The sequence below is a fragment of the Burkholderia sp. AU28863 genome, from assembly GCF_002223195.1.
GTDB lineage: Bacteria > Pseudomonadota > Gammaproteobacteria > Burkholderiales > Burkholderiaceae > Burkholderia > Burkholderia sola.
In genome coordinates, this window is sequence record NZ_NKFE01000005.1 from 1,157,200 (window position 1) to 1,180,773 (window position 23,574).

The following is a 23,574-nucleotide window of genomic DNA, read 5'->3' on the forward strand; positions in this document are numbered from 1 at the left end:
CGCGCTTCTCCGATGCGGCTTTCCACCGACTACGTCGCGCTCGCGCGCGACGATCTTTCCGCCGGCGTCCCGCTCGGCTTCGACCTCTACGACGCCGACGGCGCCGCGCTCCTGCCGGCCGGCACGACGCTGCAGGATGCCGCGCAGCATGCTTTCCTGTTCGACCATTTCCACCCCGTACGCCGCCGCGAGGACGCCGACACCGAGCCGAGCGTGCCCGGGACGGTGGGCACACCCGCCACGCGCATGGCCTTGTCGGCGGGCGCCGCGATCGGCATTCGCCGCCGGGTCGGCACGGCGCGCGCGCTGCAACGCTGCCGGTTGATCGGCGTCGGTGCGTCGGGCGAGCTGTTCGTCGAACCGCAACCCGCCGCCGCGCTCGAGTTCGCACGCGGCGACGACATCGAAGCGGTGGCGATCGGCGCCGCCGCGGTATTCCGTTTCGGCGCGACGGTCGAATCGGTGCAGGCGTCGGGCGCCGCGCCGTTCATGATCCTGTCGCCGCCCGGCTTCGTCGAGCGGCTGCGTGCGCGCGCGGAGCCGCGCGTGCCGGTGCGCATCGCGGCCTGCTGCAGCGGCGCGACGCAGGGGGCGGAAAGCATCGGGATGGTGCACGACATCAGCCTGAGCGGCTTGTCGATCGCCGTCGACCGGCCGATCGCCGCCACTGGCGAGCCGTTGCGCGTGCTGCTTCCGTACGAAACCGGCGGCCGCGTCGAGCAACTGGCGCTCGACGGCACGGTGCGGGCCGTGCATGCCGACCCGGCGGCCCCGACGCTGACGCTGCATCATGCGGCGTTCGGCGACATCGATGCCGACGATCGGGTGCGCCTCAAGGCGTTGCTGTTCGACAGGCAGATGGCGTCGGTGAATACCGATCGCCTGCGCTGACGCGCTGCCGAGCGGGCTGGATGCCGAAGCGCGGCATTCGGTGCGCGAGCGTCGATAATCGTCTGATGAATTGCGTTATTCCCGTGCGATTGTACGGTTTCGATCAACAGTGAATTTGCGATTTAAGTATTTACCCTGATAGTCGCGCCTCCTAGACTTCTACTCATGCGCAACGACCCCGAGTCCGAAGCGCCTGACAAAACAATCCTGGAGGTAACGCATCATGAAATCGCTGATCAAGGCAGTTGCACTGGCCGCCCTGGTGGCCGCACCGGTCGTCTCGTTCGCCCAATCGAACCCGCAGCCGCTGACGCGCGCACAAGTGCGCGCCGAGCTGGTCCAGCTCGAAAAGGCCGGCTACAACCCGAACGACTGGATCAACTATCCGGAAAACATCCAGGCCGCCCAGGCCAAGATCGCCGCCGCGCAGAACACTGGCGCGCAAGCCGACGCAACCGGCTACGGTTCGAACCCGGTCGCGACGTCGCAGTCGGGCCAGCGCGCGGTCGTGCCGGCCGTCAACGACCGCTCGTCGGTGTACTTCGGCCACTAAGCCGGCTGTTGTGTCGCGGCCCTTGGGGGCCGTGGCCGGAAGCATGTCGAGAAAGCCCGCCCTCGTTTCGGTGACGAGTGCGGGCTTTTTCAATGGCTGCGCAACGATCGGATGCGCTCGCCGTCAGGAAAACGCGACAACCAGCGAAATCGCGTCTCGGGCGTCAGCCCGGCACCCCGCTGACAATCCGTCGCGCGTGCGCTAGCATCGCCGTCGATGTCGCCGCGGTGGCGCGACCCATGCACACGGGACGCAACAAGGCACCGGGTTCCACACTTCAACGAACAACAAGGAGCATCCATGCGTGTCTTGACCGGTCTGCTGGGCTCGCTGGCGCTGGCGGCGAGCGTCGCCCATGCGCAGGCGAATTGTGCGGACGCGACGGATCAGGCGACGATGACGGCGTGTGCCGATCGCGCGTACAAGAAATCCGACGGGGAACTGAACCGGATCTACCAGGCCGTCACCGCGCGCCTGCGCGACGCGCGGCCGCTTGCCGACAAGCTCGTGGACGCGCAGCGCGCGTGGATCGCGTACCGCGACGCCGAATGCCATTTCTCGAGTGCGAATGCCGAGGGCGGCAGTGCGTACCCGATGGTCGTATCAACCTGCCTCGACGATCTGACCAAAGCGCGCACCGAAACGCTGAAAGGCTATCTGTCCTGCGAGGAGGGCGACCTCGCGTGCCCGGTGCCCGCGAAGTAACGCGTTGTGCGCGGGCCCGCCGAGGCCCGCGCCACGTCGGTTACACGTCGTCGGTTACACGTCGTCCGTTTCGTCGAGCAGCTTGTGCCGCATCGCGTAACGCACGAGCGCCGCTTCGTGCGGCATCTGCATCTTTTCCAGGATCCGGGTCTTGTAGGTGCTGACCGTCTTCGCGCTCACGCACAGCGCATTCGCGATCTCGGTCAGCGTCTGGCCGGCGGCAATCCGCCGGAACACGTCGAATTCGCGGTCGGACAGCCGCTGGTGCGGCAGCGTTTCGGCCGGCTCGTTCAGGCTCTGCGCGAACTGCTCGGCCATCGCGAGGCTCACGTAGACGCCGCCCGACGCCACTTTCGTGACCGCGCCGACCAGCTCCGCGCTCGCGCTTTCCTTCGTCAGATAGCCGGACGCGCCCGCGCGGAACGCACGCACCGCGTATTGCTGCTCCGCGTGCATCGTCAGCACGAGCACGCGCAGCGCGGGCTTCTCGTCCTTGATCTGCTTGATCAGTTCGACGCCGTTGCGGCCCGGCATCGACAGGTCGAGCACGAGTACCTGCGCGGGCGTCGCCCGCACCAGCGCGATCGTCGACGGGCCGTCGCAGGCTTCGCCGGCCACCTCGAATCCGGTGGCGTTCTGGAGGATGTGCCGCAGACCGTCGCGTACGAGCGTATGGTCGTCGGCGATGAGCACCTTGATCATGTGATGAGCGTGTCCTGTTGAACGGTGCCGAGCGGAAACGAGACGGTAATCGAGAAACCGCGCGCGAGCGCGGTGTCGATGGTCACGGTGCCGCCCAGCATGTGTGCGCGTTCGCGAATGCCGATCAGGCCGAACGACTTGTCCTCGTGAGCCGGGCCGCCGGGCGCCGCGCCGCGGCCGTTGTCCGCGACGCGCAGCACGCAATTGCCTTCCTCGATGTCGAGCCGCAACGCCACCCGCGTCGCATCCGCATGGCGCGCGACGTTCGTCAGCGCTTCCTGGACGATCCGGAACAGCGTGGTCGCGCCCGTGCTGGTGAACGTGAGGCCGCCCGTTTCGATGTGGCGCTCGACATCGATCCCGTAGCGGTTCGTGAAATCGTTCGCGAGCCATTCGATCGCGGGCACGAGGCCGAGGTCGTCGAGCATCACCGGCCGCAGGTCGGCCGCGATGCGCCGCACCGACGCGACGGTCGCGTCGATCAGCCGCCGCATGCCTTGCAGATGCGTCTGCAGGCCTGCGTCGGGCTGCGCGCGGCCGGGCATGCGCAGTTGCTGTTCGACGACCGACAGGTCCATCTTCAGCGCGGTGAGCTGCTGCCCGAGGTCGTCGTGCAGCTCGCGCGCGATACGGGTCTTTTCCTCTTCGCGCACGTTCTGCAGGTTCGCCGACAGTTCGCGCAATTCCTCGCGCGATTGCTTCAGCGCGTTCTCGGCCCGCAGCCGCTCGGTGATGTCGCGCAGCATTACCGTATAAAGCTTGCCCGACGCGTCGCGGATCTGCGAGATCGACGCTTCGATCGGGAACTCGTCGCCGTTGGCCCGCAAGCCGAACAGCACGCGCTGGCGGCCCATCTGCCGCTCGGACACGCCCGTCACGCCGAACTGGTCGACGTGTTTCGCGTGCGCCGCGCGGAACCGCTCGGGAATGAAGCGCGACAGCGGCGCGCCGATCGCCTCCATCGCCGACACGCCGAACACCTGCTCGGCCATCGGATTGAAGATCACGACCGTCTGCTTCTCGTCGATCGTGATGATCGCTTCCATCGACGAACGGATGATGCCCATCATCCGCGCCTCGTTGAGGCTGCCACGGCTGCTCGCGCCGGCATCGGCCCGGCCGCGCAGCAGCGCATGGACGAGCGCCGCGAACCCGAACGACGCGATCAGCCCGGCCGCGAGCACGGTGCCGGCCGCCCGCTGCGCGCCGGTCGCGCTCGGCCGGCCGTCCGCGGAATAGGCGAGCGTCAGCGCGGTGCCGCCGAAATTCAGCACGTCGGTGCGCCGCATCAGGTCGGGCGACGCCGACGCTTCGTCGGTCGTCGTCTCGACGCTGACGATCGCGCGCGAATCGCCGCTGGCGGTCATCCACATATCGATCCCGCGTTCGGCGTCGAGCGCGCGCTCGACCAGACGCCGCGGGCTCAGCGCCGCGAACAGCATCCCGTCGACACCGGCTTCGCGCGTGCCGGACGGCGTGGCGGCGGCCACCGGCGAGGTCGTCACGGGCAGGAACAGCGTCAGGGTGCGGGCGTCGCGGGACGCGTCGTCGTCGGCAGGGTGGACGCCGAGCGCGATATCGCCGGTCCGCAGCGCGCGCGTGAGCGGCGCCGCGTCGGACGCGCCGAAGCGCACGACCGGCGAATTCGAGACGGGGGCGCTGAGCGTCGCTGCCGCGAGCGGATCGGCCGGCAGCGGCTTCGCGCCGGCCAGCGCGCCGCGCGCCGCGGGCGTCAGCGGCGCATAGCCGATCTGCTGGACCGGCGAGCGACCGCTGTCGAGATCGAGCGTCTCCGCATACCGGCGCCATTGGCCGGGCGTCATGTCCGGGACGAGGCCGAACGCGCCGCGCGCACCTTCGAGCACGGCGACACCGGCCTGCAGTTCATGCCGCAGCATCGCGGTCACGTGCGTCGTCCGACGCTCGAAACGCGTATGAACGGCGGTTTGCCACTGCTCGCGCACGAGCAGCGCGACGCCGAGCGACAGCACGGCGCCCGCGCACAGCGCAACGACGCCGGCCGCGAACGGCTGGCGTAACATGATCTCGAGGCGCGTGGGCTCTCGGGCGTCCCGCGTCGGGGTTCCACTGACGGTCATTCGATGGCCATTCTGTTGTTCGGGCTGCCCGGGGCACGCGGGCAGCGCGGCAAAACCGGGGGAAACTCGCACCGGCTGCGTGCAACGACTATTTTCAGGACGAAATTGTGCGCGTTTTACACATTTTTTGTAATGGGGGCAGTTGAAATTGCGGCAAACGGCGTGCAGCCGCAGGCGCGCCGGCCACGCTTGACGCGCGTCAACGCACGCGTCGGTACGTGGGGCAGACTGTTCGGCAGGCAAGCCGGCGCCGGGCCGGTTCGCGGTAACGGGCCGTGGTGGCGCAACGCGCGACGCACGGCCGGTCGGAGGGACGGACTATGTACAAGCGGATTTTCGTCGGGCTCGACGGCAGCCCGAGCGCGCGTCTCGCGCTGAACGAGGCGATCCGGATCGCGACCGCGTCCGGCGGCGAAGTGACGTGTGCGTACGTCGTCGAACATCGGCCGCAGCTCGTTGACGTCGACGCCGGCTTCGCAGCCGAGCGCGACGGCGACGTCGCCGCGACCGATGCCGCGACGCCGGTGCTCGAGGACGCGAAAGCCGCGCTCGCGCAGCAGCATGTGCGAGGCACGGTGCGCGCGCTCGACGCGTACGGCGAGGACATCGCGACGGTGCTGATGCGCACGGCGGCCGAAGCCGACGCCGACCTGGTCGTAATGGGCACGAGCGGGCGGCATGGTCTGCGCAGGCTGTTGCTCGGCAGCGTGGCGGAGTCGCTGCTGCGCGCGGCCGACCGGCCCGTGCTGCTGGTGCGGCACGACGAGGCCGGGACGTCGGCGGCCGCGTAAGCGACGCGGTACGGCGGCCGACGCTGCGTGCCCCGCGCATTGGCGGGCCGCAGGGCGCCGCACGCTTGGCCGCCTACGGGCGTGATCGACGTACTGCGCCGTGCGACCGGTACGTTCGCCGGTGCGTGATTGCACGTCGGCGGTTGCCTCCCGGCACGCAGTTCTGGCAGCATCGGCCGGTGTCCGCTTGTTCGCCGCGTGCATGGCCGCGGCGATCGACGCAGGGACATCCGGCGGCACGCGATCGCGAGAATGAGGATCGGGCAGCCCGCCGGATGCCGGTTTCCACCCTTACCGACGTCATCCGCCATGCCGATTTCCGCGACCGACCTGATTCGCCAGTTCGACCTGCAGCCGCATCCCGAAGGCGGCTATTTCCGTGAAACCTACCGCGCGACCGATTCGGTCGTGCGTCCGGCCGACGGCGCGCCACGTGCCGCATCGACGGCGATCTACTACCTGCTGTGCGACGGCGCGTATTCGTCGTGGCATCGCATCCGCTCCGACGAGGTCTGGCATTTCTACGCAGGCGATCCGATCGAAGTGTGGGTGCTCGACGCGCGTGACGGGCTGACGATTCACCGGCTCGGCAACCCGCTCACGCATCCGGGCACCGTGTTCCAGGCGGTCGTGCCGGCCGGAAGCTGGTTCGGCGCGCGCTGCGCGTCGCCGGAGCACGTCGCGCTCGTCGGCTGCACGGTGGCGCCGGGGTTCGAATTCGCGGAATTCGAGCTGGCGGATGCGGCCGCGCTGGCGGCCGAGTTTCCCGACTACGCGGAACACGTCGCGCAGCTTGCGCAGCGCCCGGACGCGTGACTGTCACGGTCGCGTCACGCCGGGCGCAAAGCCCGTGCGGACGGCCCGTGTTCCGCGCGGTCGAGGCCAAACCCGTTTAGAATGCGCAGGATGCACCGGTCGGTCGCGGACATGCCGCGGCGGCCGTTGCGCCGCCGTACCGACGGCCCTGTCGCGCGGCCCGCATGTCTTCGAGGAGCGCCGCCGTGTGGCACTTTCCCATTGCAATTCCATCGTCGCTCGGCCCGTGGGCCGTGTTCGCGAGCGTGTTGATCACGCAGCTCGGCGTGCCGGTGCCGGCCGTGCCGATGCTGATCCTCGGCGGCACGATGGCGGCGATGGGGCAGGCGTCCTGGGTCAGCATGTTCGCGGCGGCGATCGGCGCGACGATGCTGGCCGATTCGCTGTGGTTCTTCATGGGCCGCACGCGCGGCCGGCGCCTGCTGAACGGCCTCGTGCGCTTCTCGCTGTCGCTCGACACGACGCTGCGCTTCGCGCGTAATGTATTCGAAAGGTACGGCGCGCCGCTGCTCGTGCTGTCGAAATTCCTGCCGGGCCTCGGCCTCGTATCGGCGCCGCTGCTCGGCACGACCGCGATCGGCATCGGCGTGTTCCTGTTCTGGGATCTGGCCGGCGCGTCGCTGTGGGCGGCGTTCTGGCTGATCGGCGGCGCGGCCATTCACGACCAGATCGTCCAGTTCGTGCTGTGGGTGCGCGCGAGCGGCGGCACGATCCTCGACGCGTTCCTCGCGATCTTCATCACGTTCCTGCTGTACCGCTGGGTGCGCCGCGTGCAGTTCCGCCGCTATCTCGCGCAGGTGCGCATCTCGCCGCCGCAGCTCGTCGAGATGATGACGTCCGACGAACCGCCGCTGATCTTCGACGCACGGCCGAAAGCGATTCGCGAACGCGAGCCGTACCGGATTGCCGGCGCGGTGCCGGTCGATCTCGATTCGCCGGACCTGCTGGCCCCCGAAGTGCTGAAGCGGCCGATCGTCGTCTATTGCGTGTGCCCGAACGAGGCGACCGCGAAGCGGCTCATCGCGAAGATGCAGCGCAAGAAGATGATCCACAACATCCGCGCGCTGAAGGGCGGCCTCGATGCGTGGGAAAAGCACGGTTATCCGGTCGAGCCGCTGCCGGCCGATCTGGATTCGTCGCGGTATTTCGTGCGGCCCGATCATGGTGGGCTGGAAGGCGAATATACGGTACGGGCGACGTTGTCGAAATAAATACGCCCGCCGTAAATACGTCCGCCGCGTCGCACGCATTCCAATCCAACACCGCTTTCACCTGCCGCGATTTTCCCCAAAATCGTCTGGCGTGAAACCGCCGATCCTCCCTATAATCCCGCCTGCATATTGCGTGCGTTTGATTGCGCACATTCGACGCGCGTTCGTTCGCGCCGAAAGCGATGGATCCCGTTACCGCTCGTCCCGCGCACAGCCGTGTCACGCGGGGCGCTCGGGTGTATTCCGTGAAAGGCCCTATCCGTACTTCCAGATTGTTCCGGGGAATACGGATAATCCGCAGCAATTCCAACCGAATTGAAGCGGTATCCACGTCGTTTCTCATTCAGAAATCGACAGCAGGGATTATTTCGTTTTCGGCTGCCGAAATCGGCATGAACGGACGCGCATTGTCATCGACACAATGACGGCGGCCCGCTCGCGGCCGCCAGGAGACGAATTTGAAACAACCAGAAGACCAGTTGCACCGCGGGCTGGAAGAACGGCACATCAATCTGATGGCGCTCGGCGCGACGATCGGCGTCGGCCTGTTTCTCGGCTCGGCCACCGCGATCCGCACGGCCGGCCCGGCCATTCTGCTGACCTATCTGCTGGGCGGCCTCGCGATCTTCCTGATCATGCGCGCGCTCGGCGAGATGGCGATCACCAACCCGGTCGCCGGCGCCTTCAGCCGCTATGCGCGCGACTACCTCGGCCCGCTCGCCGGTTACCTGACCGGCTGGACCTACTGGTTCGTGTGGATCGTCACCTGCATGGCGGAAATCACGGCGGTCGGCGTCTACATGCACATGTGGTTTCCCGGCGTGCCGAACTGGATCTGGGCGCTCGCGGCGCTGCTGGCGATGGGCTCGGTGAACTTCATCGCGGTCAAACTGTACGGCGAATTCGAATTCTGGTTCGCGCTGATCAAGATCGTCACGATCGTGCTGATGATCATCGGCGGCGGGTTGATGATCGCGTTCGGCATCGGCAACGGCGGTATCGCGACCGGCATCTCGAACCTGTGGTCGCACGGCGGCTTCATGCCGAACGGGATCAACGGCGTGATCGCCGCGCTGCCGATCGTGATGTTCGCGTATCTCGGCGTCGAGATGCTCGGCCTCACGGCCGGCGAGGCGCGTAATCCGGAGAAGTCGCTGACGAAGGCCGTGAATTCGGTGTTCTGGCGCGTGCTGATTTTCTACATCGGCGCGCTGTTCGTGATCATGTCGCTCTATCCGTGGGACCAGATCGGCACGCAGGGCAGCCCGTTCGTGATGACGTTCTCCCGGCTCGGCATTCCGGCCGCCGCCGGCATCATCAACTTCGTCGTGCTGACCGCGGCGCTGTCGTCGTGCAACAGCGGGCTGTTCAGCACCGCGCGGATGCTCTACAACCTCGCGCAGCAGGGCCAGGCGCCGGCCGCGCTCGGTCGCGTGAACCGCAGCGGCGTGCCCGTGTATGGCGTGGCCGTGTCGGTCGCGCTGCTGCTGATCGGCGTGTTGCTCAACTATCTCGCGCCGCAGCACGTGTTCACGTGGCTCACGTCGGTATCGACGTTCGGCGCGATCTGGACGTGGTGCGTGATCCTGATCGCGCAGATGCGGTTTCGCCGCACGCTGTCGGCCGACCAGATCGCGCGCCTGCCGATCCGCGTGCCGCTCTTTCCGCTCGGTTCGTTCGTCGCGCTCGGCTTTCTCGCGCTGGTCGTCGTGCTGATGGCGTTCACGCCCGATACGCGCGTCGCGCTCGTGATCGGGCCGGTGTGGATCGTACTGCTCGGCATCGCATACACGCTGTTCCATGCGAACCGTCCGGCCGCGTCGATGCCGACGAAGTCGTAAGCCGCGCGGGCAGGGTGCCGCGCGACCGTTCGCGATCGTTGATCGCGATCATGCGCGTGCGGGCCGGACGGCCTATGCTGAACGAACGCATCGCTTGTCCGCGCTTCGCGTGGCATCCCGCCGATCCCCGACCGCAGCGGCTGTCCGGCCGCCGCGCGAAGCGCCCCGTCGTCGCCCGGCGACGACGTGCACGCACGGAGACCTTCGCCATGCAGCCTGCCCAGCCCATCCCGACGCTCGCGCGGATCGCGCTGGCCGTCGATCCGACGCCCGAATCGCTGACCGCCGCACGTTACGTGCGCACGCTGCTGCGTCCCGGCATGCGATTGCGCATCATTTGCGCGATCGACAATCCGCGCCTCGTGTTGCCCGACATTCCGCGCATCGACGCGCTGCTGACGTCGGCACGCGAGGACATGATGCGCGAAGCGCAGGCCACCTGCGCGCGAATCGCCGCGCTGTTCACCGACAGCGGGATCGAAGTCGAACAGGTGGTCGTCGATACGTCGGTCACGGGCGGCTCGGTCGCCGACGCCCTGGTCAACGATACGTCGACGTGGCACGCGGACGTGCTGGCGATCGGCGCGAATCCGCATCACGGGCTGTTGCGGCTCGTCGAAGGCGCGATGTCGGACACGCTGACGAAACGCGCGCGCTGCGCGCTGCTGATCGTGCCGTCCGCCTATGCACGGACGTCGGACGGCCCGCTGCAGCGGCTGATGTTCGCGGTCGACGGCAGCGAGCCGTCGCTGCACGCGGTGCGCGTCGGGCTCGGCTTCGCGGCGCCGACGACGTTGCTGTATGCGGCGTACGTGGTTGATCGCGCGGTTCGTCTGACCGATGTCGTGCCGGTGCGCGCGCTCGAGGATGCATACCGCGCGGAGGGCGAGGATGCGCTCGCGAAGATCGGCCCGCTGTTTCATGCGACCGGCAATCCGACCAAGCGCGGCATCGTCGAGACGCATCCAACCAGCGACGACGTGGCCCATGCACTGATGCGCGATGCCGTGCACTGGCGGGCAGAGCTGCTGGTGGTCGGCACGCATGGCCGTCGCGGCATCGCCGCCTGGCTGATCGGCAGCGTCGCGCGGCGGGTCGCGCATCTCGCGCAGGTGCCGGTGCTGCTGGTGCGCGGTGCGGAATGAATCGCGCGTCGTCGCGATCGAAGCGGGCGCGGATTGACCTGCATCAGAAACGCGGCGCATATCGCGTGAGACAGTGACGAAGCGTCCCCCGACGCGACTGGCCTTCGCATGCATGCGGGACCATGGCCGCGCCCGCATGCGAAAGGCGATCACTGTCGCACTCGCCGCCACATCATGTTCGGGAGCCGCGCCGCGTGTTTGTCCGGCGCGTCATCCGACCGGAAACTCTCTGGCACGAGGGTAGGCAACCGACGGTTGCCTTGGAGGACGGGCGGGGTGGAAGTCACCCCGTCCGCTTTCCGCCTGGCCCCGTCGAATTCATTTCCCCGCACGAATGGTTTGGAATGCGGCCGCGTCGAGCGGCGCGTCATCGCGCGCGGTCACCTCGATACGGGTCGCGGACAGGGCGCATGCAGGACGGGCCCGGCATGGCGGGCGTGTCGTGACGCGCGACCGATGCACGGCTCCGTGCCGTGCGTCGGTGACGTGCGCCGATCAGAGGGAGCGAAGAATCGATCGCAGGTCGTGCCGGCGGCCCGTGCAGCGACGCACCCGTGCATGCGGACGCACGACATGGAGCGGCGCACATGCGCCGCATGTGCGGCTGCGCAAACGATTCGCATGCGGCCAGCCGGGGCGCGCCTTGCGACGGGGCTCCGACGCGGCCGGCGCGTCGGCTGCGTTGCGCGCGGACAGCGCCGCGGCGAATCGCTGCAACGCGAGGACCGACCCCGCGACGCTCTGATACTTCTCGCGGCCGATCTGCCCATCGAGCGTGACGAGCAGCCCGGCCTCGCGTGCGAGCGCGAGCAAGGTGTCGAGGTCGTCGGACGAACGGCTGCCGGCCGACGCGGCCCGGGCGGGCAGGGCGCGCGCGTTGCCCGACGCGCGCCGCTGGCCGTCCCGGCCCGGGAAGTTGCGATGTGCCATGGTTGGTCTCCTGCGCCGGACCCCGCGTGCCGGCTCGATGGCCGACTGAGCGATGTTCCGGTATGAACGCCTGGTTCATGTGATCAGTATCGTGTGGCGACGGCGCGCTGCCAAGCGGCGCGCGCTGAAGTCGCTGTCAGGAAATTGCGCGACGCTATCGGAATCCGCTGACACGCGCGACGGCCGATCGGCCGGGACCGCCGCGTTCGTCCGATGAATGCATGACAGGGGTGCGCTTGACGCATGATTTCGGACGGTCTAAGTTTCCCCACTGCATCGGCGTCGCCCGGCGGTCTACCCGCCGCCCGTCGCCCATGCCGCGCCCCGGGGTGGCGTGGCAAGGCTTCCAGTTTCGTTCGCGGGCCATGTGCGCCGCGGATCCTGTGCGAACGGTTCGGAAACGGATCGACGGGGCGGCACGCAACGTGCCGTTGATCGCGCGCAAACCCGCGCCGGCGCATCGTACGCCGCGCGTCTGTCCAGTCTTTAAGCTTCCAGTACCGTCATCTTTCGTTCCTCGACCGTCAGGAGTCTGTCGATGTCCAAGGACAATTTGCTCGATTCACTCAAGGAAGCCGCCGAACGGCGCGCGATCGGCGCGGATCAGCTGCGTGCGATGCTCGACGACGAAGTGCGCGCGCTGTCGTCCGGCGCGCGCGTGCACGACTACATCCATGTATTCGCGATCCGGCACCTGCGCGAGCGGATGCGCCAGAAGGACGATTTGAGCCGCGACCCCCGGGCCGATGCGGCGCCCGCGGACGCCGATCCGCGTCCGGGCCAGCGGCTGTAGCGTGCGGTGGCCGCGCGCCGCGGCCCGCGCGCAGGCCGTCCGTCGAACCCGGCCATCCTGACGATCGGCCGACAGTCTCGGACGCCTGTCGTCATACGTTTCATCGAACCGTCACAACGACCTCAAGTAAGTGGCCCGATTTGCCGTTTACCCGGTGAATTCGTCCAACCGGGCGCTCCCCGTTCTCTTACCGAGTCGTTGCCATGTTCTCGTCCATTCGCGCCCGCATTCTTGCCGCGTGCGTCGCCATCGTCGTATTCGCGCTCGTCGCCACGACCCTGATCAACTATTTCATCGCACGCGCGTACAACGACGACGCGATCGACCGCAACCTGACCTCCGTCGCCAGCGGCCACGTGGTCGGCATCGCCGATTGGGTCGCGACCCGCAGCCGGATGATCGCGTCGCTGCAGGATGCCGCGCTGACGCCCGATCCGCTGCCGGTGTTCAAGCAGATGGCCGCGGCCGGCGGCTTCACGAACGTCTATGCGGGCTACGCAGACAAGGCGTTCCACTTCTCCGACCCCACCGGTATCCCGCCCGACTACGACCCGACGGGCCGCCCGTGGTACAAGCAGGCCGCGCAGGCCGGCAAGCCGGTCGTTACGCCGCCGTACGTCGATGCCGGCACGGGCAACCTCGTCGTCACGTTCGCGGTGCCGATCCTGCGCGACGGCTCGCTGAAGGGCGTCGTCGCCGCGGACCTGTCGATGGACAGCGTGATCGCGAACGTCAAGTCGATCCGCCCGACGCCGGCGAGCTTCGGGATGCTGATCGACAGCAGCGGCCACGTCGTCGCCCACCCGGACGCGAAGCTCACGCTGAAGCCGGTCGCCGACGTGTCGCCCGAACTCGGCTCGCTCGGCGTGGCGTCGATCGCGGCGGCGAACGCGCCAGTCGAGGTCAGTGTCGGCGGCGACGCGAAGCTGGTGCGCGCGAAACCGGTGCCGGGCACCGACTGGTACGCGCTGGTGCTGCTCGATAAGGCCGAGGCGACGGCCGGGATGCGTTCGCTGCTGACCGCTTCACTGATCACGCTGATCGTGATCGTCGGCGTGGCGTCGCTGATCATCGGCGCAATCACCGCGACCGCGTTCCGCCGCCTGTCGCAGGTGCGCCAGGCGATGGCCGCGATCGGTTCGGGCGCCGGCGACCTGACGCAGCGGCTGCCGGCCGACGGCCGGGACGAAGTCGCCGACATCGCGCGCTCGTTCAACAGTTTCGTCGACAAGCTGAACGACGTGATGCGCCAGATCCGCGACGCGAGCGAATCGGTGCGCACGGCCGCGAACGAGATCGCGGCGGGCAACCAGGACCTGTCGTCGCGTACCGAATCGGCGGCGGCGAGCCTCGAGGAAACCGCCGCGTCGATGGAAGAGATCACCGCGACCGTCGGTCAGTCGGCGGCGGCGGCCGGTCAGGCCGACGAGCGCGCGGCGGCCGCGTCGCGGATCGCGTCGCACGGCGGCGTGGTCGTGTCGGACGTCGTCGCGACGATGGGGAAGATCGAGGAAGCGTCGAGCCGGATCGGCGACATCATCGGCGTGATTGACGGGATCGCGTTCCAGACCAACATCCTCGCGCTGAACGCGGCCGTCGAAGCGGCGCGGGCAGGCGAACAGGGCCGCGGCTTCGCGGTCGTCGCGCAGGAAGTGCGCAGCCTCGCGCAACGCAGCGCACAGGCCGCGCGCGAAGTGAAGGTGCTGGTCGAATCGACGGTCGCGAGCGTGTCGGCCGGGTCTGGGCAGGTGCGCCAGGCCGGCGACACGATGCGTGAGATCGTGTCCAACGTGGCGAACGTGACGACCATCATCTCCGAGATCACGCATGCGGCGAACGAGCAGACGCGCGGGATCCAGGAAGTGAACCGCGCGGTCAGCCAGCTCGACGAAATGGTGCAGCAGAACGCGGCGCTCGTCGAACAGTCGACCGCCGCAGCCACCGCGCTGCAGTCGCAGGCGAACGCGCTCGCGACGACGGTCGGGCAGTTCAAGGTCGCCTGACGCAGCAGGGGCCCGCGGCCCGCGCCGCTTACGAACCGTCCTGGTCGCGCATCAGCGCGAGCCGGTTGTAGAGCGTCTTCAGGCTGATGCCGAGCGCCTTCGCCGCGCGCGGCTTGTTGCCGTCGAAGTGACGCAGCGTCGCCGCGATGAAGCGCTGCTGCGCGTGGTGCAGCGTCGCGCCGACCGGCAGCGCCATCGCGCCTTCCGAGGTGCTGTCGGCGTCCGGCATCGGCTGCTTCGGCAGGGCGACGTCGATGCCTTCGTCCGACAGGATGTACGCGCGCTCGATCGTGTTGTGCAGTTCGCGCACGTTGCCGGGCCACGAATACGCGCGCAATGCGGCGATCGCCGCGTCGGTCAGCCGCTTGTGCGCGCGATGCCGCGCGTTCAGCGTGTCGACGAATTCCTGCGCGATCGTCTCGACGTCGCCGTCGCGCTGGCGCAGCGGCGGCACGTAGATCGCGAACGCGGCGAGCCGGTAGAACAGGTCCTCGCGCAGCCGGCCGTCGCGCACCGCGTCGGCCGGATTGTGGCGGGTGGCCGATACGAACCGCACGTCGAGCGGAATCGATTCGGTGCCGCCTACGCGCACGATCGTGTTCGACTCGATCGCCCGCAGCAGTTTCACCTGCAGCGCGGCGGGCATTTCCGCGACCTCGTCGAGCAACAGCGTGCCGCCGCGCGCGGCTTCGAAGAACCCTTCGCGCTGCGCGATCGCGCCGGTAAAACTGCCTTTCTCGTGCCCGAACAGGTGCGCCTCGGCAAGGTCGGGCGGAATCGCGCCGCAGTTCATCGGCACGAACGGGCCGTCGCGCCGCGCGCTCAGATCGTGCAGCCGGCGCGCGACGATATCCTTGCCGACCCCGCTTTCGCCGGCAATCATCACGCTCGCGCGGGTCGGCGCGATTTTGTCGATACGGGCGAGCAGCGTGCGCATCGCGGCAGACCGGCCGGACAGCCGGCGGCCGTCTGCGCGCTGCTTCGTCCGGTTGGCTGGTTCACCCATAGGCGTTCGCGGGCCGTTTTGCAAAACGGCATCACACGTCCCGTTGATTGCAATATTTATCATCGACAGCGAAACAACCGTGAAGGTGCCGCGGAATAGAAAATTCCAATATGGGCGGCACCAGCGAAAGAAACAGGCCATCGATTTTGTCGGGCGCCTTGGCATGACCCCGCGTCCCGGTCGGATCGGCGCTTTTTTACAGAAACCCGATGAAAAAAGCGGCCGACGCCCCATTGCGGCGGCGCGCGCGGCGATGCCGACCGCGACCGCCCGGGCCACCACCCGCGCGGGCGCAAGGCCTAGCCATCCAGTGCCACGAATACGATGTGGAGCCGCGGCCGGGTACGCTGTTTGCTGACGCATTCACGCTCGCCCGGCGCGCTCGACGGTATGCCGGATGGCCGAAAGGCGGCATCCCCCCGCACGACGGGAGCCGGCGCGATGCAAGGACGCAATGAGGACTCTGACCCGCGAGCTGTTCCGGCAGGGTGCATGGGTCGTACTGGCCGTCGGGCTGGCGTCCGCGCTGCAGGCGTGGGCGATTCAGGCTGTCGGCCAGCACGCGCCCTTTGCGCCGCTGCCTTTTTATGCCGGCGTGGCGGCCGCCGCATGGCTGACGTCGTTCGGCGGTGGCCTCGTCGCGACCGCCGCGAGCGCCGGTGTGATCGCCGCATGGTGGTGGCGTGACGCGCCGCTGGCGGCGCTGCTGACGCAAGCCGGCGCGTTCGTCGCGATCGGTTTCGTCGAATGCGTGCTGGTGGCCGCCGTGAAGCCGCTGCTCGCGAACGATCGTCCGCACGGGACCGGCGACCACGACGGCGATCCGTATCCGCCGCATCGGGAGCCGTCGTCCGTCGCACGCGTGTCCGACGACGAACTGCTGCGCCACGTGGTCGATGCGTCGCCCGATGCGATCGTCGGGACCGACGCCGAGCGCCGGATCACCAGCTGGAATCCGGCCGCGGCAAGCATCTTCGGCGTCGATCCGGCACAGGCGAGCGGACGCGACATCGTCACGATGATCGCGCCGCGCTGGCTGCGCCGGCATGCGGTGCCCGCGTCGTTCGCGAACCTGTGCGCGCCGGTCGGGCCGCTCGACGTACTGTGCGTGCGCCGCGACGGCGGCCGTTTCCGCGCGACCTTCGCCGCGTCGCCGATCGTCGACGCGCAGGGTCACTGCGCGGGCCTGTCGCTGACGCTGCGCGAAGCGGGCCAACGCCGCCGCAACGAACGCCACTACCTTCGCTCGCTGCGCGGCGCGCGCGACGCACGCGTGCAGGCCGACGCGTCGAACCGGCTGAAGGACGAACTGCTGGCGACGGTGTCGCACGAACTGCGTACGCCGCTGAACGTGATCTACGGCTGGGTCGAGGTGCTGCGCAACGCCGACGGGCAGGGTTTCACGCAGCAGGCGGTCGATGCGATCGATCGCAGCGCGCGGTCGCTGTCGCACATGGTCGCCGACCTGCTCGACGCGTCGTCCCTCGCGACCGGCCGGCTGCGCCTCGAACGCGTGCCGGTCGATGTCGTGCGGATCGTGCGCGACGCCGCGCGTGAATTCGACGCGACGGCCGAGGCGAACGGGCTCGTGCTGTCGACCGAATACGCGATGCCGGCCTGCGTGATTCCGGCGGACGGCGAACGCCTGCGCCAGGTCCTGTCGAACCTGCTGTCGAACGCGATCAAGTTCACGCCGCCGGGCGGACGCGTCAACGTGTCGCTGACGCGCGCCGGCGAGCGCGTGCGGCTGTCGGTCTCCGACACCGGGCAAGGCATCGCGCCGGAATACCTGCCGCACCTGTTCGAGACATTCAGCCGGCCGCAAGGCGCGTTCACGTCGCCGAAGCGCGGCCTGGGGCTCGGTCTGTCGATCGTGCGCAACATCGCGCAGCTGCACGGCGGCGAAGTCGTCGCGACGAGCGCGGGCGTCGGACGCGGCATGACCGTCGCGGTGACACTGCCGGCCGGCTGGGACGCCGACGATCCGGTGGAGCGGCCGCCGCGCGCGAAGGGCAGGTCCGATACGGTCGCGCTCGACGGCCAGCGCGTGCTGGTGGTCGACGACGATCCGACGTCGCGGACGAGCCTCGCGGTGGCGCTCGAAACGATGGGCGCGCAGGTATCGACCGCGCGATCGGGGCACGATGCGCTCGACGCGCTCGAGCGGCAGCAGCACCCGAGCGTCGTGCTGTCGGATCTCGCGATGCCGGATGGCGATGGTTACTGGCTGCTGGACCGGATCCGGCGCCTGCCGGACGGCGGTGGGCATCTGCCGGTCGTCGCGGTGACCGCGCACGCCGGCAAGGCCGACCGGCGCCGCGTGATGGCCGCCGGGTTCGATGCGTATCTGTGCAAGCCGGTCGACATGCCGACGCTCGCGAGCGTGATCGTCGACGTCGTACCGGACGACAGGCGCGACGCGGGCGGCGGGAAGCCGCGCGAGCGGTAGCGGCGCACACGGACCGCGCAGGCACTCTGGTTGCCTGGCCGCCGACCGCATACGAAAAAGGAGGCACGATGGACGCAACGGACAACACGCGGCGCGACGGCACGGGCAGCAAGCCGGCACGCACCCGACGCAGGACGCCGGTCGTGCCGATCGCGAGCATACTGATGCTGTCGTGTGCATGGATCGCGACGCCCGGCGACGCATCGGCCGACGACGGCACCCGTGCCAAGTTGGCGAGCCAGGCGTCTGCCGTCGGGGGCCAGATCCGGGATGCGACGCTCGCGTCCCGCGTCCGGGCCGCGCTCGTCGCCGAACGCGGCCTGGCCTCCGGCGACATCGACGTGCAGGTTCGCGACCGCGTGGTCGAACTCACGGGCAACGTGCCCGACGAGCGGCAGCGCGCGACCGCGATCCGCGTCGCGCACGACGTGAGCGGCGTGAGCGGCGTGCGCGACAAGCTGCAGATTCGCCGGAAGTAACGTGATGCGCGGGCCAGCGCCGGGCCGATCGGGCGTCGCGCGCCCGCGACCCTGCGCGTCACCGGGCAGGAGGTCGACATGGACACCATCATCGCGGGCCGTTTCTCGCGGCTCGAGCAGGCGGAGCGCTGCGCGGAGCAATTGCGCGGCCACGCCATCCATCGGGACGACGTGAAGGTCTTCTTTCTCAATCCGCCCGGGCAGCACGCGCTGTTCTGGCTCGGCGGCGATGTCTATGCGGACTCCGCCGCGCGACCGGGCGGCCTCGGCGCGCTCGAAGGCGTGGCCGTCGGCGCGGTCGTCGGGCTCGCCGGGGCCGCACTGCTGTATCTGGGCGGCCTTCATTCGCCGCTCGCGTGGATTGGCGTGCCGCTCGTGGGCGGCTATGTCGGTGCGTTGTGCGGCGCGCTGGGCCGGATGCGCGGCGATGCGCCGGAGGGGCATGGCGCGTTGAAGCAATGCGAAAACGGCGTCGTGCTGGCCGCGCATGTGACGCGGCGCACGATCGCGTTCGCGGAGCGGACGATGCTCGCCGCCGGCGCGCTGTCGGTGGAGCGCACCGAGGGCGCATGGCACAACGGCGCGTGGACCGATTTCTTCACGTCGGACCATCGTCCCGCGTGACGGCAAGCGGCGCGGCCGGCCCCGCTCCGTCGTCCCACCCGGAGGCCCGGATGACAAAAAACCGGATCATGCAACGCACGCGTCGGCCGCTGGCCAGCGGGCTGACTGCCATCGCCGGCGTCCTGGCGTGCGCGTCTTCGCACGCGCAGACGCCGGCCTCGTCCGCGCAGGTCGCCCCGGGCGTCATCCTCCCCGGCCCGACCGCCGACGAGCCCGGCATGACGCAGCGGCCGACCGGCATCGACGCCGAGTTCGTCGACAAGGCCGGCATGATCGGCAAGGTGGAACGGCAAGCCGGCCAACTGGCGCTCGACCGCTCGTCGAACGCGGACGTGAAGGCCTTCGCGCGCCGGATGGTCGACGATCACGCGCGTATCACGGACGAATTGCGGCACATCGGCGCGCAAAAGGGTGTGCCCGTCCAGACACGAATGCTCGTGGACCCGGCGGTGACGGCATTGCGGGCGAAGGACGGGCGCGCCTTCGATACGGCGTACGTGGCGCTGGCCGGACCACGCGCGCACGAAGCGGCGATCCGGCTTTACGAAACCGAGGCGAAAGAAGGCCGCGACCCGCAGCTTCGCGCGTTCGCGGCCCGCACGCTGCCGATGCTGAACGCGCATCTGGGCGCCGCGCGGCAACTCGCGAAGGCGGTGGCAGCCGCGCAGTGACCCGCTGTCGGGCGGGCAGTTCGAACAGGCTTCTTCAGTGCTGCCGCGTACCGTCTTCGGGGCCGCCCGGCGACGCCTCGTACGGCGGCGAATCGAGCGCCGTTTCGCCTTCCTCGATCAGCCAGTACGGCGAACGGCCGTAATACGCATGCAGCGCTTCGGCCCACTCGGGGTCGGCCATCGTCGGCCAGCGGCTCTTGTCGAAGCCGGGCGCCTCGCGCACACGTGCGGTGCCGACGGGCAGCACGAAGCATTCGCGTTCGGCATCGAGGACGAGCGCGTTCCACGGCACCGCGAGCAGCTTGTCGCCGATCCCGAGCAAGCCGCCGGACGACACGACCGCATACGCGATCCGCCCGGCGCGCACGTCGAGCATGATGTGGGTGACCTTGCCGATGTCGTCGCCGTCCATCGTCAGCACGCGATCGCCTTCGAGCGTGCGGGCGGCCATGACGTCGGGTCCCGGCCCGCCGGCGGCCGTGCGCGGCTTCGCGCCGACGATGCGCGCGGCGTCGCGCGATGGTTTGTCCGTTGTCATCGAAAACCTCCTGGTCGAAGCGGCAACCCGGCCCGCGCGCAAATTCGTTGCGCGGCTAATGCGCCGGGGCAGCAGGCCGCGGGATGATGGGCACGCCGACCGGTCAGCGACGGCGCGGCAACGAGACGTCCTCGAGCGTATTGGCGAGCTCGTCGCGCGCCGGGCCGCCCGCGCGCGTCGCGATGTCGCCGAGCGACACCATGCCGACGAGCTTCAGGCTGCGGTCCAGCACCGGCAGGCGGTGCAGCTGCACGTCGGCCATGCGCTGCTGAACGTCGCCGACGCCGTCGTCCTCGACACACCATTGCACGGGCCTGGACGCGACCGCCTGCACCGGCGTATCGGGCGAATGGCCGTGCGCCAGCGCCCGCACCGCGAGGTCGCGATCGGTCACGATCGCGACGAGCTCGGCGCCGTCGCAAACCGGCAGCACGCCGATATCGAAGCGCTGCATCAATTCGGCCGCATGGCGAATCGTGTCGGTCGGCGCGACGCACACTACGTCGCGCGACATGATTTCGTTGACGCGATACATGAACGCCTCCTGGGTGATCGGGACGATACGGGAGCACCGCGCGTGCCACGCATGCGGCGCGCACGCCGGGGCCAAGACCTGTTCACGCCCACCACCGACCTGCACCGGGGTGTCGGGCGCGGAGAAATTTGCCAGCGCCCTTGTACATCTTCCACGGCGGCAGCCGGGGGCTGTCGACGGGCCGTCAGTGGCCGATGCCCGTCATCGTGACGATCACCAGCACCACGGCACTTTCGATCGCGGCGAGCGCCGCGACGCCGGCCGCCCCACTGATTTCGTGCCATCTTCGTTCAAGGACTTTCATCGAATCGCTCCTGATTGGGCCGACGCGGGGGCGCTGCCACGCAACGCGCGCCGGGTGCCGCCGTCAGCCGTGATCGCGGGGCGGGGAAGGGACGTGCGGCGCGCGACGTTCGTGCTCGCCGGACGGCTTGGTGGGGTCGATACGCGTCGCACCGCCGACGGCGGGCGGATCGCTGGCCGGAAACGTCTCCTCGAGCCCTTCGTCGATGCGCTCCTCCGTCTTGTCTTCAGACGGCGGACGCGACGGGGCGAGCCGGAGCAGTCCGGCGGCCGGTGACACGGCGTCGCGGCGGCCGGTGGCGTGTACGGTCATGGTCGAACCTCCTTGTGGATGAGAACGCGCAAGCGCCGTACCCGTGGCAGCCGCGGCACGGCGCTTGCAAGCCGGCGGTAACCGGCCGGGCACGCGTCCGGGATGAACGAGAGGGCATCGTGATGAATGCAGCCAGGAAAAGGATACGTTACGACGCGAACGTATGCGGCGGCGATTTCGGCCACGTGCGCGAGCGTTTCGATACGTGGAAGCGCGAATCGCGAGTCTATCGACCGGAGCGGCGCATGTTCGACGGCAAGGACGAGGTACGCGAACTGAACGACACCGTCTACGACGGCCCGGAACGCGCGCAGCAGGCGCTCGTCGCGCAATGCGAACCGTCGGATCCGTTCGCGCTCGCCGTGCAACTGGCCGCCGAGGGGCGCACGATGTGGCTCGTCATGGCGGCGTACGACGAGTAAGCCGAGCGACCCAGGGTCACGGCGCCGGAGCAGGTACGGCGCTTGCGGGGGCTCGCCTTGCCATCGAAAGGCGCGCGCCGTCGCGCAGGAGTGACATGAACACGCCATCCATGCTGCACCGCCCCGAACCGACGACACCCGACGTCGATCCGGATCCGCCGCCGCTCGGGCACGACGACCCGGTCGATCCGCCCGTGCCCGACGGGCTGCCGCAGGGCGACCCGCCGTCGAACCCGCCGCCGATGCGGATGCCGGGCGGGAGCCGTGCACGGCGACCGGCCACGCGAACATTGAAAAGGAGGACCGTCATGGACATTCACGTGCAATCGCCAGACAAGCGCGCGATCGCTCAGGTACTGGGCCGCTATTTCGAATCGCGTTCGCTCCGCTATCACATCGAGGAATTGCCGGGCGGCGTGCTGCAGATCGGCTTTCGCGCGAGTGGCCGTCCGGTCGCCGTCACCGTTTCGTTCGACGATGCCGCCTACGACACCTACACGCACTGGGACGCGAGCCAGAAGCAGCTCGCGCTCGGCCGGCTCGCCGACGGCTTCTCGCGGATGATGTCGACCCGCAGTCCGGCCGCGCTCGCCGGCGACTATCACGTCGAGCGTTTCTGATTCCGCAATCATTCGCCGGCTCATGCCGGCTTCCGGCAAAGTGCCCGCATACAGCGGGCGCTTTGCGTCCGCGCGCGCGTCGCGTAGGATGTCCGTTAATTCAGCGCATGCTACGTTCGCGCCGCAGGCTGCCTGCCGTTGCAGCCGATGAAGCGCGACGCGCTTTCCTTCAGGTTCGTTTCGTGCAACCGACGGAGACCGCCTTGACCACTGTTGCTCGCCTGTTGCTGTCCCCCGGCGTACGCCGGTTCGTATCCGGCCTGTCGGCACTCGCGGCGCTCGCCGCCGGCGCCCGTGACGCGTCGGCCCAGACGCCTTCGCCGCTCGGCGAATGGCAATACACGGCGGGCGTACCGCTCCAGAAACTCTTCGATCCGAACATTCCCACGTGGCAGGTGAGCGTCGGCGCCGCGATGACGCTGCAGCCACGCTACGCGGGCTCCGACCGCTATCGCGTGATGGGCGGCCCAAACTTCGACATCCGCTATCGCGACCTGTTCTTCCTGTCGACGGGCGAGGGCCTCGGCGCGAACGTGCTGCGCGGGCCGAACTGGCGCGTGAGCTTGTCGGTCGGCTATGACCTCGGGCGCCGGTCGGCCGACGATCTCGGTCATCTGAACGGTCTCGACAACATCAACGCCGCGCCCGTGATGAAGCTCGCGGCCGACTACGTGGTCTCGAAGGATTTCCCGCTCGTGCTGCGCGCGGACGTCCGGCGCAGCATCGGCGGGTCGAACGGCTGGACCGGCGATTTCTCCGCGTACATGCCGATGCCCGGCAGCAACGAGCACTTCTTCTGGTTCGCCGGGCCGACCGTGACGTTCGCCGACTCCCGCTACATGAACAGCTGGTTCGGCGTGAACCCGGGCGCGGCCGCGCGCTCGGGGCTACCGGCCTATTCGTCGGGGGCCGGGATCAAGTCGGCCGGCGTGGGCATGACGATGGTGTGGTTCGTGAACAAGCACTGGTTCGTCACGGTGGACGGCGCGCTCGAGCAGCTCGTCGGCCGCGCGGCGCGCAGCCCGATCACGCAGCAGTCGACCAACGGCGTGTTCGACATGTCGGTGAATTACCAGTTCTGACCGGGGCCGGGCGGTGGAAGGGCGACGCCGCGTGCGGCATTGCCCGTCATAT

The 23,574-nt window shown here is 68.9% G+C and carries 24 protein-coding genes; 17 read left to right on the forward strand and 7 right to left on the reverse strand.

Annotation, left to right across the window (positions count from 1 at the left end; translation table 11 throughout):
- The first annotated feature begins 12 nt into the window (after window positions 1–12).
- The 3 genes from CFB81_RS21680 to CFB81_RS21690 all read left to right on the forward strand — a co-directional run bounded on the left by CFB81_RS21680 (window position 13) and on the right by CFB81_RS21690 (window position 2,149).
- Window positions 13–891, forward strand: coding sequence for a flagellar brake protein (locus tag CFB81_RS21680; protein ID WP_089436461.1), 879 nt, complete (start codon window positions 13–15; stop codon window positions 889–891).
- 223 nt (window positions 892–1,114) lie between these two features.
- Window positions 1,115–1,444, forward strand: a complete 330-nt coding sequence (locus tag CFB81_RS21685) for a DUF4148 domain-containing protein (protein WP_069616542.1) — start codon at window positions 1,115–1,117, stop codon at window positions 1,442–1,444.
- Between the two features lie 300 nt (window positions 1,445–1,744).
- Entirely contained in the window at window positions 1,745–2,149 is a 405-nt protein-coding gene (locus CFB81_RS21690) for a lysozyme inhibitor LprI family protein (RefSeq protein ID WP_069616543.1), read from the forward strand.
- A 54-nt stretch (window positions 2,150–2,203) separates the two neighbouring features.
- Here the strand turns inward: CFB81_RS21690 and CFB81_RS21695 are convergent, their stop codons facing one another.
- Both CFB81_RS21695 and CFB81_RS21700 read right to left on the reverse strand, forming a co-directional pair.
- Window positions 2,204–2,851, reverse strand: a complete 648-nt coding sequence (locus CFB81_RS21695) for a response regulator transcription factor (RefSeq protein WP_006483707.1) — start codon at window positions 2,849–2,851, stop codon at window positions 2,204–2,206.
- Window positions 2,848–4,950, reverse strand: a complete 2,103-nt coding sequence (locus tag CFB81_RS21700) for a PAS domain S-box protein (RefSeq protein ID WP_089436462.1) — start codon at window positions 4,948–4,950, stop codon at window positions 2,848–2,850. The genes CFB81_RS21695 and CFB81_RS21700 overlap by 4 nt, the downstream gene beginning before the upstream one ends.
- A 320-nt stretch (window positions 4,951–5,270) precedes the next feature.
- Here CFB81_RS21700 and CFB81_RS21705 point away from each other — a divergent pair, with 320 nt between their 5' ends.
- From CFB81_RS21705 to CFB81_RS21730, 5 genes are all read left to right on the forward strand, one after another.
- Entirely contained in the window at window positions 5,271–5,741 is a 471-nt protein-coding gene (locus CFB81_RS21705; RefSeq protein WP_069616545.1) for a universal stress protein, read from the forward strand.
- Between the two features lie 309 nt (window positions 5,742–6,050).
- Window positions 6,051–6,557: a cupin domain-containing protein gene (locus tag CFB81_RS21710; RefSeq protein WP_069616546.1), complete on the forward strand. Its 507-nt coding sequence runs from the start codon at window positions 6,051–6,053 to the stop codon at window positions 6,555–6,557.
- A gap of 185 nt (window positions 6,558–6,742) precedes the next feature.
- Window positions 6,743–7,768, forward strand: a complete 1,026-nt coding sequence (locus CFB81_RS21715; RefSeq protein WP_069616547.1) for a DedA family protein/thiosulfate sulfurtransferase GlpE — start codon at window positions 6,743–6,745, stop codon at window positions 7,766–7,768.
- 458 nt (window positions 7,769–8,226) lie between these two features.
- Window positions 8,227–9,609 carry an amino acid permease gene (locus tag CFB81_RS21725; protein ID WP_069616548.1) on the forward strand — a complete coding sequence of 461 codons (1,383 nt, stop codon included), beginning with the start codon at window positions 8,227–8,229 and terminating at the stop codon, window positions 9,607–9,609.
- Between the two features lie 209 nt (window positions 9,610–9,818).
- Window positions 9,819–10,754 carry a universal stress protein gene (locus CFB81_RS21730; protein ID WP_089437099.1) on the forward strand — a complete coding sequence of 312 codons (936 nt, stop codon included), beginning with the start codon at window positions 9,819–9,821 and terminating at the stop codon, window positions 10,752–10,754.
- 495 nt (window positions 10,755–11,249) lie between these two features.
- On the opposite strand, the gene CFB81_RS21735 is transcribed toward CFB81_RS21730, so the two are convergent.
- Entirely contained in the window at window positions 11,250–11,684 is a 435-nt protein-coding gene (locus CFB81_RS21735; RefSeq protein ID WP_089436465.1) for a hypothetical protein, read from the reverse strand.
- A gap of 538 nt (window positions 11,685–12,222) precedes the next feature.
- Here CFB81_RS21735 and CFB81_RS21740 point away from each other — a divergent pair.
- Together CFB81_RS21740 and CFB81_RS21745 are read left to right on the forward strand one after the other, a co-directional pair.
- Window positions 12,223–12,477, forward strand: a complete 255-nt coding sequence (locus CFB81_RS21740; protein ID WP_089436466.1) for a DUF3562 domain-containing protein — start codon at window positions 12,223–12,225, stop codon at window positions 12,475–12,477.
- 203 nt (window positions 12,478–12,680) lie between these two features.
- A complete protein-coding gene (locus CFB81_RS21745) occupies window positions 12,681–14,480 on the forward strand; it encodes a methyl-accepting chemotaxis protein (protein WP_089436467.1) in 1,800 nt (599 codons plus the stop codon).
- 28 nt (window positions 14,481–14,508) lie between these two features.
- Here CFB81_RS21745 and CFB81_RS21750 read toward each other — a convergent pair whose 3' ends face one another.
- A complete protein-coding gene (locus CFB81_RS21750; protein WP_069616553.1) occupies window positions 14,509–15,549 on the reverse strand; it encodes a sigma-54-dependent Fis family transcriptional regulator in 1,041 nt (346 codons plus the stop codon).
- Window positions 15,550–15,940: 391 nt separating this feature from the next.
- Here CFB81_RS21750 and CFB81_RS21755 point away from each other — a divergent pair, with 391 nt between their 5' ends.
- The 4 genes from CFB81_RS21755 (at window position 15,941) to CFB81_RS21770 (ending at window position 19,709) form a co-directional block, all read left to right on the forward strand.
- On the forward strand, window positions 15,941–17,935 hold the full coding sequence (locus CFB81_RS21755; protein WP_089436468.1) for an ATP-binding protein: 1,995 nt from the start codon (window positions 15,941–15,943) through the stop codon (window positions 17,933–17,935).
- A 68-nt stretch (window positions 17,936–18,003) separates the two neighbouring features.
- Window positions 18,004–18,414 carry a BON domain-containing protein gene (locus tag CFB81_RS21760; RefSeq protein WP_069616555.1) on the forward strand — a complete coding sequence of 137 codons (411 nt, stop codon included), beginning with the start codon at window positions 18,004–18,006 and terminating at the stop codon, window positions 18,412–18,414.
- A 78-nt stretch (window positions 18,415–18,492) separates the two neighbouring features.
- Window positions 18,493–19,038, forward strand: a complete 546-nt coding sequence (locus CFB81_RS21765) for a hypothetical protein (RefSeq protein WP_069616556.1) — start codon at window positions 18,493–18,495, stop codon at window positions 19,036–19,038.
- Between the two features lie 50 nt (window positions 19,039–19,088).
- Entirely contained in the window at window positions 19,089–19,709 is a 621-nt protein-coding gene (locus CFB81_RS21770) for a DUF4142 domain-containing protein (RefSeq protein WP_089436469.1), read from the forward strand.
- 34 nt (window positions 19,710–19,743) lie between these two features.
- Here CFB81_RS21770 and CFB81_RS21775 read toward each other — a convergent pair whose 3' ends face one another.
- The 3 genes from CFB81_RS21775 to CFB81_RS21785 all read right to left on the reverse strand — a co-directional run bounded on the left by CFB81_RS21775 (window position 19,744) and on the right by CFB81_RS21785 (window position 21,398).
- Entirely contained in the window at window positions 19,744–20,247 is a 504-nt protein-coding gene (locus CFB81_RS21775; protein WP_069616558.1) for a PRC-barrel domain-containing protein, read from the reverse strand.
- Between the two features lie 103 nt (window positions 20,248–20,350).
- Window positions 20,351–20,782: a CBS domain-containing protein gene (locus tag CFB81_RS21780; RefSeq protein ID WP_069616559.1), complete on the reverse strand. Its 432-nt coding sequence runs from the start codon at window positions 20,780–20,782 to the stop codon at window positions 20,351–20,353.
- 367 nt (window positions 20,783–21,149) lie between these two features.
- Entirely contained in the window at window positions 21,150–21,398 is a 249-nt protein-coding gene (locus tag CFB81_RS21785; RefSeq protein ID WP_089436470.1) for a hypothetical protein, read from the reverse strand.
- Between the two features lie 122 nt (window positions 21,399–21,520).
- Here CFB81_RS21785 and CFB81_RS21790 point away from each other — a divergent pair, with 122 nt between their 5' ends.
- The 3 genes from CFB81_RS21790 to CFB81_RS21800 all read left to right on the forward strand — a co-directional run bounded on the left by CFB81_RS21790 (window position 21,521) and on the right by CFB81_RS21800 (window position 23,522).
- The gene (locus CFB81_RS21790; RefSeq protein WP_089436471.1) at window positions 21,521–21,820 is read left to right on the forward strand and encodes a hypothetical protein; all 300 of its coding nucleotides are present in this window, start codon (window positions 21,521–21,523) and stop codon (window positions 21,818–21,820) included.
- A gap of 308 nt (window positions 21,821–22,128) precedes the next feature.
- Window positions 22,129–22,440, forward strand: a complete 312-nt coding sequence (locus CFB81_RS21795) for a hypothetical protein (protein ID WP_041492268.1) — start codon at window positions 22,129–22,131, stop codon at window positions 22,438–22,440.
- 203 nt (window positions 22,441–22,643) lie between these two features.
- On the forward strand, window positions 22,644–23,522 hold the full coding sequence (locus CFB81_RS21800) for a MipA/OmpV family protein (protein WP_069616562.1): 879 nt from the start codon (window positions 22,644–22,646) through the stop codon (window positions 23,520–23,522).
- Window positions 23,523–23,574: the final 52 nt, after the last annotated feature.

Excerpts from the sequence above, each read along its gene's own strand:
- CFB81_RS21680 (WP_089436461.1), top strand. The coding sequence starts at position 13 with ATGCGGCTTTCCACCGACTACGTCGCGCTCGCGCGCGACGATCTTTCC.
- CFB81_RS21685 (WP_069616542.1), top strand. The coding sequence starts at position 1,115 with ATGAAATCGCTGATCAAGGCAGTTGCACTGGCCGCCCTGGTGGCCGCA.
- CFB81_RS21690 (WP_069616543.1), top strand. The coding sequence starts at position 1,745 with ATGCGTGTCTTGACCGGTCTGCTGGGCTCGCTGGCGCTGGCGGCGAGC.
- CFB81_RS21695 (WP_006483707.1), bottom strand. The coding sequence starts at position 2,851 with ATGATCAAGGTGCTCATCGCCGACGACCATACGCTCGTACGCGACGGT.
- CFB81_RS21700 (WP_089436462.1), bottom strand. The coding sequence starts at position 4,950 with ATGACCGTCAGTGGAACCCCGACGCGGGACGCCCGAGAGCCCACGCGC.
- CFB81_RS21705 (WP_069616545.1), top strand. The coding sequence starts at position 5,271 with ATGTACAAGCGGATTTTCGTCGGGCTCGACGGCAGCCCGAGCGCGCGT.
- CFB81_RS21710 (WP_069616546.1), top strand. The coding sequence starts at position 6,051 with ATGCCGATTTCCGCGACCGACCTGATTCGCCAGTTCGACCTGCAGCCG.
- CFB81_RS21730 (WP_089437099.1), top strand. The coding sequence starts at position 9,819 with ATGCAGCCTGCCCAGCCCATCCCGACGCTCGCGCGGATCGCGCTGGCC.
- CFB81_RS21735 (WP_089436465.1), bottom strand. The coding sequence starts at position 11,684 with ATGGCACATCGCAACTTCCCGGGCCGGGACGGCCAGCGGCGCGCGTCG.
- CFB81_RS21740 (WP_089436466.1), top strand. The coding sequence starts at position 12,223 with ATGTCCAAGGACAATTTGCTCGATTCACTCAAGGAAGCCGCCGAACGG.
- CFB81_RS21745 (WP_089436467.1), top strand. The coding sequence starts at position 12,681 with ATGTTCTCGTCCATTCGCGCCCGCATTCTTGCCGCGTGCGTCGCCATC.
- CFB81_RS21750 (WP_069616553.1), bottom strand. The coding sequence starts at position 15,549 with ATGATAAATATTGCAATCAACGGGACGTGTGATGCCGTTTTGCAAAAC.
- CFB81_RS21755 (WP_089436468.1), top strand. The coding sequence starts at position 15,941 with ATGAGGACTCTGACCCGCGAGCTGTTCCGGCAGGGTGCATGGGTCGTA.
- CFB81_RS21760 (WP_069616555.1), top strand. The coding sequence starts at position 18,004 with ATGGACGCAACGGACAACACGCGGCGCGACGGCACGGGCAGCAAGCCG.
- CFB81_RS21765 (WP_069616556.1), top strand. The coding sequence starts at position 18,493 with ATGGACACCATCATCGCGGGCCGTTTCTCGCGGCTCGAGCAGGCGGAG.
- CFB81_RS21770 (WP_089436469.1), top strand. The coding sequence starts at position 19,089 with ATGACAAAAAACCGGATCATGCAACGCACGCGTCGGCCGCTGGCCAGC.
- CFB81_RS21775 (WP_069616558.1), bottom strand. The coding sequence starts at position 20,247 with ATGACAACGGACAAACCATCGCGCGACGCCGCGCGCATCGTCGGCGCG.
- CFB81_RS21780 (WP_069616559.1), bottom strand. The coding sequence starts at position 20,782 with ATGTATCGCGTCAACGAAATCATGTCGCGCGACGTAGTGTGCGTCGCG.
- CFB81_RS21785 (WP_089436470.1), bottom strand. The coding sequence starts at position 21,398 with ATGACCGTACACGCCACCGGCCGCCGCGACGCCGTGTCACCGGCCGCC.
- CFB81_RS21790 (WP_089436471.1), top strand. The coding sequence starts at position 21,521 with ATGAATGCAGCCAGGAAAAGGATACGTTACGACGCGAACGTATGCGGC.
- CFB81_RS21795 (WP_041492268.1), top strand. The coding sequence starts at position 22,129 with ATGGACATTCACGTGCAATCGCCAGACAAGCGCGCGATCGCTCAGGTA.